Source organism: Actinomycetospora aeridis, assembly GCF_037400275.1.
In the GTDB taxonomy this organism is placed as follows: Bacteria; Actinomycetota; Actinomycetes; order Mycobacteriales; family Pseudonocardiaceae; genus Actinomycetospora; species Actinomycetospora aeridis.
Map to the genome: position 1 here is coordinate 721614 of NZ_JBBEGL010000004.1, position 9446 is coordinate 731059.

Here is a 9446-nt window from a genome sequence, read left to right on the forward strand (position 1 = left end):
TCACGACCCCTCCTGCCGCCCGCCCGGGACGTCGCTCGGGTGGGCGGTGGTGTCGGGTTCGGGGTCGTCCGGGCCGGGGTCGACGTCGTCGGCGCTGTCCCGCAACTCGTCGACGTGGAGCAGGTCGCGGCGCACCCCGTCGCCCCGGTGCGCGAGCCGCCCGACGACGTGGGCGGTGACCGGCGCGGTGACGAGCTGGAACGCCCCGACGAGCACGAGCATCCACACGTCGACGCTGGTGCGCAGGTGCAGCGCACCCCCGATGACGACCAGCACCAGGCCCACCGTCTGCGGCTTCGTGGCGGCGTGCATGCGGCTGAGCACGTCGGGCAGCGACAGCAGCCCGACCGACGCGACGAGGGTCAGCAGGACCCCGAGGACGATCGCGACCGTGCCGACGGCGTCGAGCGTCGCCGCGAGGCCGTCCTCGCTGCCCGCGCTCACCGGTCGGTCCCCCGGCGCACGAACCGCGCGACGGTGGTCGACCCGAGGAAGCCGACCAGGCTGATCGCCACCACCACCGGCACGAGCGCGGAGTTGCCGGTCAGCGCCGCGTAGACCACCAGCCCGCACAGGAACTCGGCGACGAGGACGTCGAGGGCGACGAGCCGGTCGAGCCCGGTGGGGCCGCGCAGCAGACGCACGACGACGAGGATCGCCGAGAGCCCGAGCAGGACGAGGGAGACGACGAGGACGCCGTCGAGCAGGGCGGGCAGGCCGGTCACGGGACCTCCTCGGCGCTCGGCGCGGCGACCGGGGCGGCGGGCCGCCCCAGCCCCGCCACGATGTCGGCCTCGAGGCGCTCGACCTGGCGCCGGAACGCGGCGACCGCGTCGGCGTCGTCGGCGCCGAGCACGTGGGCGTAGATCGTGCGCTCCTCGGGCCGGGCCTCGATGACGACGCTGCCCGGCACCAGCGAGAGCATCTCGACCACCATCGCCATGACGAACTCCGACGACGACGCGAGCCGCACCGCGACCACCGAGCTGCGGATCGGGTGGCCCGGGCGCAGCGCCTCCAGCGACTGCCACGCCACCTGCAGGCTCGACACGACGAGGTCGCCGACGAACCGGGCGAGGGCCCGCAGCGCCGGCAGGGGGCGCAGCCACCCGCGGCCGGGGGCGGGCGGCAGCGGGAACACGGCCAGCACGACGATCGCGACCGCGAGCCCGCCGAGCACGTTGGCCCAGGAGAACGTGCCCCACAGCAGCACCCACACCAGCACCAGCCAGCCGACGGGGACCGCGCGGCGCAGCAGGCCGGTGGTGTCCGGCGGGGTCGGCGGGGCCTGCTCGCTCATCGCGCCACCCGGTCGTCGACGGTCTGGGCGAACACGGCCTGGATGTAGGGGGTGCGGGCGACGAGGTCGTCGGCGGCCTGGTCGGCGACGGTGTAGAGCGGTCCCGCGAGGACCGTCAGCGAGAGCCCGAGCGCCACGAGCGCTCCGGTGGCGCCCGCCATGACCTTCGGCAGCCGGCGCGACACGCGGTCGCCGGGCGAGCCGAGCAGCCGGCCCGTCAGCACCGGCGTGCCGTCCGCCGGGGCCATGCGCGCGACGGGCCAGTCGACCTCGGCGCCGGTGTTGCCGTCCTTCTGCGCGATGGTGCGGGCGGTCCCGGGACGCACGCCGGTGAGCACCCCGGCCCGGGGCGCGGGAGCACCTGGGAGACCCCCGGTCGAGGCGGCCGTGGACGCGGCGGGCGCGCGGTCGTCCTCCTCGTCCGGGTCGAGGGGCGACTCCTCCTGCGACGGATCGGCGCCGTCGTCCGCGGCGTCGGGCACCGGGATCTGGTCGGCCGGGCGCCAGAACGCGAGCACCCACACCTTGGTGACCGCGTAGAGCGTGAGCAGGCTCGTCAGCACCGACACGACGACGAGGACCCACGCGAGCGCGGAGCCGTCGACGACACCAGCCTGGACGAGACCGAGCTTGCCCACGAACCCCGACAGCGGCGGGATGCCGCCCAGGTTGATCGCGGGCACGAACCACAGCACGGCGAGCACCGGGGACGCGCGCATCAGGCCGCCGAGGCGGCTCACCGACGTCGACCCGCCCACGCCCTCGATGAGCCCGACGACGCAGAACAGCGTGGCCTGCACGGTGATGTGGTGCACGACGTAGAACACCGCGCCGGCCACGCCGAGCGGTGTCGCGAGCGCGATCCCGAAGATCATGTAGCCGATGTGGCTGACCAGCGTGAACGACAGGACGCGCTTGATGTCGGCCTGCGCGATCGCTCCCAGCGCCCCGACGAGCATGGTGAAACCGGCGGCCACGAGCAGGATCGTGTGCGTGACCTCCGAGCCCGGGAAGATCAGCGTCTCGGTCCGGATGATCGAGTAGACGCCGACCTTGGTGAGCAGGCCGGCGAACACCGCGGTCACGGGCGCGGCGGCCGTCGGGTAGCTGTCGGGCAGCCACGCCGAGAGCGGGAACACCGCCGCCTTGATGCCGAACGCGGTGAGCAGCACGAGGTGGATCGCGAGCGCCGTGCCCGGGGGCACCGACTCCATGCGGATCGAGATCTGGGCCAGGTTCAGCGTGCCGGCCGCGGCGTAGACCAGCGCGATGCCGACGAGGAAGACCAGCGACGAGACGACGTTGACGACGACGTACGTGACGCCGGCGCGCACCCGCGAGCGGCTCCCGCCCAGGGTCAGCAGCACGTAGCTCGCCATGAGCAGGACCTCGAACCCCACGTAGAGGTTGAACAGGTCCCCGGACAGGAAGGCGTTGGCGACGCCCGCGGCCAGCACCAGGTAGGTCGGGTGGAAGATCGTGATCGGGGTCGCCTCGTCGCGGTCATAGACGCCCTGCCCGATCGCGTAGACGAGCACCGCGAGCGTCACCGTCATCGACGTCAGCAGCATCAGCGCCGAGAGCGGGTCGACCACGAGCGTGATCCCCAGCGGCACCGGCCACGACCCGACCGTCACGACGATCGGGCCGCTCTGCACGGCCGCGACCAGCAGCAGCGCCGCGATCACCACCACGACGGCGAGCACGGCGACGCTCAGCGCGCGCTGGAGCGTCGGGCGCCGCGAGAGCACGAGGGTCGCCCCCGCCCCGAGCAGCGGCAGCAGCACGGGCAGCGGGATGAGCGTGGCGAGCAGGCTGGACCCGGGGTTCACCGCGCCTCCCCCGCCGGCTCGAGCGCGGACTCCTCGTCGGTGTCCTCGTCGTCCTCGTCGTCCTCGTCGGTGTCCGACGTGTTCTCGCAGCCCGTCGTGTCGAGCTCCTCCTCGTCCTCCTGCTCGCCGATCTCGAGGCGGCGGCGCACCGAGCGGTCCTCGACGTCCTCGGTGAGGTGGTCCTCGCGCTCGAGGGTCCAGGTGCGGTGGATCAGCGCGAGCAGGAACGCGGTCACGCCGAGGGTGATGACGATGGCGGTGAGCACCAGCGCCTGGACGAGGGCGTCGCTCATCTCGGCCTCCGGTGCGCCGCCGACCAGGGGCGGGGCACCCGCGCGGCCGCCGGCCACGACGACGAGGACGTTGGTGGCGTTGCCGAGCACGAGGATGCCGAGCAGCACGCGGGTCAGGCTGCGCTCGAGGATCAGGTACACCCCGACGGTGTAGAGGACGCCGATGAGGGCGAGCAGGACGATCGGCGAGGTCACGACGGCACCTCCTGCCGGGAGACGGTGGCGAGACGGCGCCGGTCGAGCTCGGCGCCGAGGCTGCGCAGGACGTCGAGCACGAGCCCGACGACGACGAGGTAGACGCCGACGTCGAAGATCAGCGAGGTCACGAACTTGACGTTCCCGAGGATCGGGACGTCGGCCTCGAGCACGGCGGTCTGCAGGACCTCGCCGCCGAGCAGCAGGGCGCCGACACCGGTCCCGCCCGCGCACAGCAGCCCGAGCCCGAGCAGCAGGCCGGCGTCCACGGGCACCGCCTCGCCGAGCTCGTAGCGCCCGCCCGCGACGTAGCGCACGACCAGCGCGAGGCCCGCGACGAGCCCGCCCGCGAAGCCGCCGCCGGGGGCGTTGTGGCCGGCGAACAGGAAGTACACGGAGACGACCATCATCGTCGGGAAGACGAGCCGGGTGATCACCTCGAGGAGCAGCACGCGGTCCTGGTCGCCGCGGCGGGCCGCGCGCAGCCACCCGCCGGCGCGGGTGCTCGGGGTGACGACGGGCTGCGCCTCGGCCCGCGGCGGCGAGCCCGAGCGGCGGTGCAGGAACACCAGGCTCGCGACCCCGGTGGCGGCGGCGACGATGACCGAGAGCTCGCCCATCGTGTCCCAGGCGCGGATGTCGACCAGGGTCACGTTGACGACGTTCGCGCCGGCCCCGAAGCCGTAGGCCTGACTGGGGTAGGCCGCGGAGACCGCGGGGGCGTTGCGGGCGGCCAGCGCGACCGCGCCGAGCCCGGTCATGAGCAGCCCCACCGGGACGGCGATGAGCAGGCGCCGACCCCGCTGGCGCGGGGTGTGCCGGTCGGCGATGTCCCGCGGCAGCGTGCGCAGCACGAGGACGACGACCACGAGGGTCGCCGTCTCGACGAGGGCCTGGGTGAGCGCGACGTCGGGTGCGCCGGCCAGGGCGAAGATCAGCGCCGTCGCGTACCCGAGCCCGCCGACCACGAGCACCGCGCCGAGCCGGCGCCGCACCCGGGTCGCGACGATCGCGCACGCCGCGCCGATCGCGGCCGCGAGCACCTGGAACGGCGAGTCCGCGAGCCGGTCGATCCGGACCTCGCCGAGCTCGGGGCCGACCAGGAGCACGAGCCCCGGGCCGATCACGAGCACCGCGAAGATCGTCGAGAGGACCCACGACAGCGAGCCGCGCTGGGTGAGCGCCGTGACCCGCAGCGAGGTGTTCTCCAGGGCGTGCACGACCCCGCGCCAGGTGATCTCGGCGCGCACCGGGGCGAGGGGGTGGCGTGCGGTGGCGCGCGCGCTGACCGCCGGCACACCGAGGGCGAAGCCGAGGACGACCGCGAGCACCGAGAGACCCAGCGCGATCCCGACCGAGGGGACGACCGCCAGCTCGAGCAGCGCGGGATAGCTCACCGGCAGCGTGTCGGCGTACGGCTCCAGCAGGGGCGCGAGGCCCGTGACCCCGACGCCGGCGACGAGCCCGCCGACGCCGAGCACCACGGGCGCGGTCGGGAACAGCGCGCCCGGCGGCTGCCAGCGCACCTCCTCCACGCCCGGCTTGCGCCAGAACGCGCCCCAGACGAACCGCGTGCTGTAGGCGACGGTGAGCACCGAGCCGAGCACGACGAGCACGAGCAGCGGCACCGCCGCGGGGCCGTAGGCGTCGTGGAGGAACGCCTCGAAGGCGGCCTCCTTCGTGACGAACCCCAGCAGCGGGGGCAGGCCCGCCATCGAGGCGGCGCCGAGGATCCCGGCCGTCGCGAGCACGGGCGCACGGCGCCCGAGGCCGGACAGCTCGCGCAGGTCCCGGGTGCCGGCGCGGCGGTCGATCACGCCGACGACGAGGAACAGGCAGGCCTTGAACATCGCGTGGGCCACGACCAGCCCGAGCGCCGCCAGCGCCGCGTCCCGGGTGCCCGCACCCGCGAGCAGGATCATGAACCCGAGCTGCGACACCGTGCCGTGGGCGAGCACCAGCTTGAGGTCGTGCTGGCGCAGCGCCTGGAGCCCGCCCAGCAGCATCGTCGTGACCGCCAGCGCGGCCACCAGCGGACGCCACGGCTCGACGTCGGCGAGCCCCGGGGCGAGGCGCAGCACGAGGTAGACGCCGGCCTTCACCATCGCCGCGGCGTGCAGGTACGCGCTGACCGGCGTGGGGGCCGCCATCGCCGAGGGCAGCCAGAAGTGGAACGGCACGAGCGCCGACTTCGTGGTCGCGCCGACGAGCACGCAGACGACCCCGGCGGTGACCGCCGCGGGCGTGGCGGCCGGACCGGCGAAGAACGCGACGAGGTCGGAGAGCCGGGTCGTCCCAGCCGCGTCGGCGAGGATCACCAGCCCGACGAGCATCGTCAGCCCGCCCGCCGCGGTGACGACCAGCGCCTGCACCGCCGCCGCGCGGCTCGCCCGCTTCTGCGCGTCCTGGCCGACGAGCAGGAACGAGAAGACAGTCGTGAGCTCCCAGCAGACGTAGAGCACGAACACGTCGTCCGACCAGACGAGCGCGAGCATCGCGCCGGCGAATGCGGTGAGCACCCCGGCGAAGCGCCCGAGCCCGCGGGCACCGGCCGCGAAGTACCGCGTGCAGTACAGGAGCACGAGCGCGCCCACGCCGGTGACGAGCAGCGAGACCGTCGCGGCGAGCGGGTCGAGGCGCAGGGCGATGTCGATCCCGAGGGCCGGGATCCAGGGGACGACCTCCTCGCGCGGCGTCCCGGCGACGACGTCGGGGAGCTGGGTGAGGATCCAGACGAAGGCCGCGGCGGGCACGAGGGCGAGGACGCCGAACGCGCGGCGTCCGAGGGCCCGGACCAGCGCGGGCGCGGCCAGCGCCGCCACAGCGTGCGCCACCACCAGCACCAGCACGCCTGCCGCGCTCCCCTCCGTCGATGTGTCTCCGTCGGTGTGTCCCCGTCGCCCCGAGGCGGCGCCATCCTTCCTGATGGCCCGTGGTGACGGCGTGCGGAGACGACAGGGTCACTCCTCGGGTTCACCCGGGGCTCACGGCCGGGTGGTCACTCGCCGCTGCTGAGGGCCTCGCGGACGGCCGCCGCGGTGAGCTCGCCCGCCGCGCGCCGGGTGCCGCGGTCGATCTCCACCTCGACCACCCGGGTGCCCGGCCGGCCCGTGGGCGCGAGCGCATCCGGCAGGTCGGCGGGGGTGGCGCGGCGGTGGAGCACGTGGTGGGCGGCGCAGAGCGAGGCGATGTCGGTGCCGTGCGGGGTGCCGAACACGCGCTCGAACGCCGCGGCGTAGCGCGGGGCGCCCTGCTCGAGCGTGGTGAAGATGCCGCCGCCGTCGTCGTTGGCGACCACGATCGTGAGCTCGCCGCGCGGCTCCTCGGGCCCGACGAGCAGGCCGTTGGTGTCGTGGAGGAACGTCAGGTCGCCCAGCAGCGCGTAGGTCGGGCCGGGGTGCCCGAGCGAGACGCCGACGGCCAGCGAGACGGCGCCGTCGATGCCGGAGACGCCGCGGGCCGAGTGGACCCTGACGTCGGCACGCGGCGTGGCGGCGAGGGCGACGTCGCGGATCGGGGCGGAGGAGCCGACGACGAGATGGGCGCCGGCCGGGAGCGCGGCGACGGTGGCCGCGGCGAGCGCGGGACCGTCCTTGCCGGGGTCCTGCCCGATCACGGCCGCGGCGCGGTCGGAGGCCTCGGCCCAGGCGCGCGCGAAGGTGAGGTCCGGCTTCCAGTCGTCGGGGTCCGGCAGCGCGCCGACCGCGGAGACGGCCCCCGCGACGTCGGTCCAGCCCGGGCGCGGACGCCCGCCGGTCGGGGCGACGGCGGGCACCGCCAGCACCTCGATCCCCGGGTCGGCGAGCAGCCGCGAGACGGAGCGGTGCAGCGTGGGGCGGCCCAGGACGACGACCTGCTCGGGGCGCAGGTCGTCGCGCAGGCCGTCGAGCGCGGCCGGGAGCACCCAGGTGCCGGCGTGCAGGGCGCGGCCGCCGAGGGGGTCCGACCACAGGGGCGAGGTGGGCTCGGCGAGCACCGGCACACCCTCGGGCAGGCGGGTGCCGGCGGGCACGGCCGCGCCGCCGTAGCCGGCGACGACGAGCGTGCGGGCGCCGGCGCGCAGCGGCAGGGGGGCGAGCGTGGACGTCGGCGGGGCCGCGACCGTGCGCGTCCACGGCGCCGCGTCGGGGCGCCCGGCCAGCGCGGGGTCGGGCTCGCCGGGGGCGTCGTCGGCGGGGTCGAGCAGCGGCTCGCGCAGCGGGACGTTGAGCTGCACCGGTCCCGGGTCGCCGCCGCTCGTGCCGGCCGCGCGGTCGAGGGCCCGGGCCACCACGGCCCGCCAGGTGCGGGCGGCGCCGGCGCGGTCCTCGGCGAGCGGCATGACGATCGAGGCGCGGGCGGCCTCACCGAACAGGCCGGCCTGGTCGATGGTCTGGTTGGCGCCGCTGTCGACGAGCTCGACGGGCCGGTCGGCGCTCACGACGAGCATGCCGACCCCGGCGCGGGAGGCCTCGAGGACCGCCGGGTGCAGGTTCGCGACGGCCGTCCCGGAGGTCACCACCACCGGCACGACCCGCCCCGTCACCGACCCGAGGCCGACGGCGAGGAAGCCCGCGCCGCGCTCGTCGACGCGGACGTGCAGGCGCAGGCGACCGTCACGGTCGGCGGCGTCGAGGGCGACGAGCAGCGGGGCGTTGCGGGAACCGGGGCACGCGACCGCGTCGGTCACCCCGGCCCGCACCCACTCGTCGACGACGACGTGGGCCTGCGCGGTCGAGGGGAACACACACTCCACGGTAGGGGCGTCGGGGCGGACGCACCCGCCCGGCCGGGGTGATCCCGGCCCCTGATCGGCTCCGCACTCCCCGTGCCCCCGTGCAAGCGATGCGGCTTTCCTGGCGTGGGACGCCAGGCTCGCCACATCCTCGCCGGCGCGACGCGCCGTGCTGTGTCCGGCGGGTCGGCGTGGCACGGGGTGTTCCAGCCTGGCGGCCACGCTGACGTTGGACGTCAGGATCGCCACCGGCTCGATCGCCGCGACACGCCGGGGAGTCCGCCGGGCGCTCGTTCTGTGCTCTGACCTGGGTTCTTGATCCACACCGGTTGTCGGGGGTCGGGTCTAGCGTCTGTTCCGTGAGCATCGACGACCCCGCGACCGGCACCGCGGTGCCGTTCGGGGTCCGCGGTGCGCCGGGGGTGCACCGGGTGCTCGGTGCGCTCGATCCCACGACGTTGGCCGGCGCCGAGGTGGTCGGGTACGCGCACGCCTGTTTTCGGGCCCGCAACCAGGCCTCGGCGCGGTTCCTGACCGCGCTGCACGAGGCGGGCCGGGCGGTGGCCGGGCAGAAAGGGCGCCGGTCGCTGCTCGACGAGTTCTCCGGCGACGAGGCCGCCGCCGCGCTGGGCTGGTCGCGGGCGATGGCCGCACGCTGGCTGGACCTGGCCGACGACGTGCTGGTCCGGCTGCCCGAGGTGCACGCCGCGATGCGTTCCGGCGCGCTGGACGACACCAAGGCCCGCGTCGTGTCGGACTGGACCCGGGACCTGGCCGATGATGTGGCGCACCGGGTGTGCACCGAGGTGCTGCCCGAGGCGCCCGGGCTGCCGGTGGGGGCGTTGATCGAACGGATCCAGCAGATCGCGGTCGCGTTGGACCCGGAATGGGCGGCGCGGCGGGAACGCAACGCCGAGAAACGGGCGCGGGTGCTGGCCTCGAGCAACCCGTCGGGCACCGCGAACGTGTGCGGCTACGACCTGCCGATGGATCGCAGTGTGGTCGGAATGGCGCGGATGGACTCGATCGCGGCGGCGCTGCGCCGCCGCGGGGTGCGCATCAAGATCGAGACGTTGCGGGCGCAGGTGTACATGGCGTTGTTCGACGGCACC

General features: G+C 75.3%; 8 protein-coding genes. 1 reads left to right on the plus strand and 7 read right to left on the minus strand.

The genetic code is table 11. The features are described from left to right. From mnhG to menD, 7 genes are all read right to left on the minus strand, one after another. Positions 1–444, minus strand: coding sequence for a monovalent cation/H(+) antiporter subunit G (gene mnhG / locus WCD41_RS18070; RefSeq protein ID WP_337714842.1), 444 nt, complete (start codon positions 442–444; stop codon positions 1–3). Then, positions 441–725, minus strand: a complete 285-nt coding sequence (locus WCD41_RS18075) for a monovalent cation/H+ antiporter complex subunit F (protein ID WP_337714844.1) — start codon at positions 723–725, stop codon at positions 441–443. The genes mnhG and WCD41_RS18075 overlap by 4 nt, the downstream gene beginning before the upstream one ends. Continuing rightward, on the minus strand, positions 722–1300 hold the full coding sequence (locus WCD41_RS18080) for a Na+/H+ antiporter subunit E (RefSeq protein WP_337714846.1): 579 nt from the start codon (positions 1298–1300) through the stop codon (positions 722–724). Before WCD41_RS18080 ends, WCD41_RS18075 begins: the two co-directional genes overlap by 4 nt. Continuing rightward, positions 1297–3132: a Na+/H+ antiporter subunit D gene (locus WCD41_RS18085; protein ID WP_337714847.1), complete on the minus strand. Its 1836-nt coding sequence runs from the start codon at positions 3130–3132 to the stop codon at positions 1297–1299. The genes WCD41_RS18080 and WCD41_RS18085 overlap by 4 nt, the downstream gene beginning before the upstream one ends. Next, positions 3129–3620, minus strand: a complete 492-nt coding sequence (locus WCD41_RS18090) for a Na(+)/H(+) antiporter subunit C (protein WP_337714849.1) — start codon at positions 3618–3620, stop codon at positions 3129–3131. Before WCD41_RS18090 ends, WCD41_RS18085 begins: the two co-directional genes overlap by 4 nt. Next, complete coding sequence (locus tag WCD41_RS18095; RefSeq protein ID WP_337714851.1) at positions 3617–6469, minus strand: Na+/H+ antiporter subunit A; 2853 nt, start codon at positions 6467–6469, stop codon at positions 3617–3619. The genes WCD41_RS18090 and WCD41_RS18095 overlap by 4 nt, the downstream gene beginning before the upstream one ends. Before the next feature lie 149 nt (positions 6470–6618). Further along, on the minus strand, positions 6619–8346 hold the full coding sequence (menD, locus tag WCD41_RS18100; RefSeq protein WP_337714853.1) for a 2-succinyl-5-enolpyruvyl-6-hydroxy-3-cyclohexene-1-carboxylic-acid synthase: 1728 nt from the start codon (positions 8344–8346) through the stop codon (positions 6619–6621). 347 nt (positions 8347–8693) lie between these two features. Here menD and WCD41_RS18105 point away from each other — a divergent pair. After that, on the plus strand, positions 8694–9446 hold a 753-nt coding region (locus WCD41_RS18105; protein ID WP_337714855.1), incomplete at its 3' end, for a DUF222 domain-containing protein.

Excerpts from the sequence above, each read along its gene's own strand:
- WCD41_RS18080 (WP_337714846.1), bottom strand. The coding sequence starts at position 1,300 with ATGAGCGAGCAGGCCCCGCCGACCCCGCCGGACACCACCGGCCTGCTG.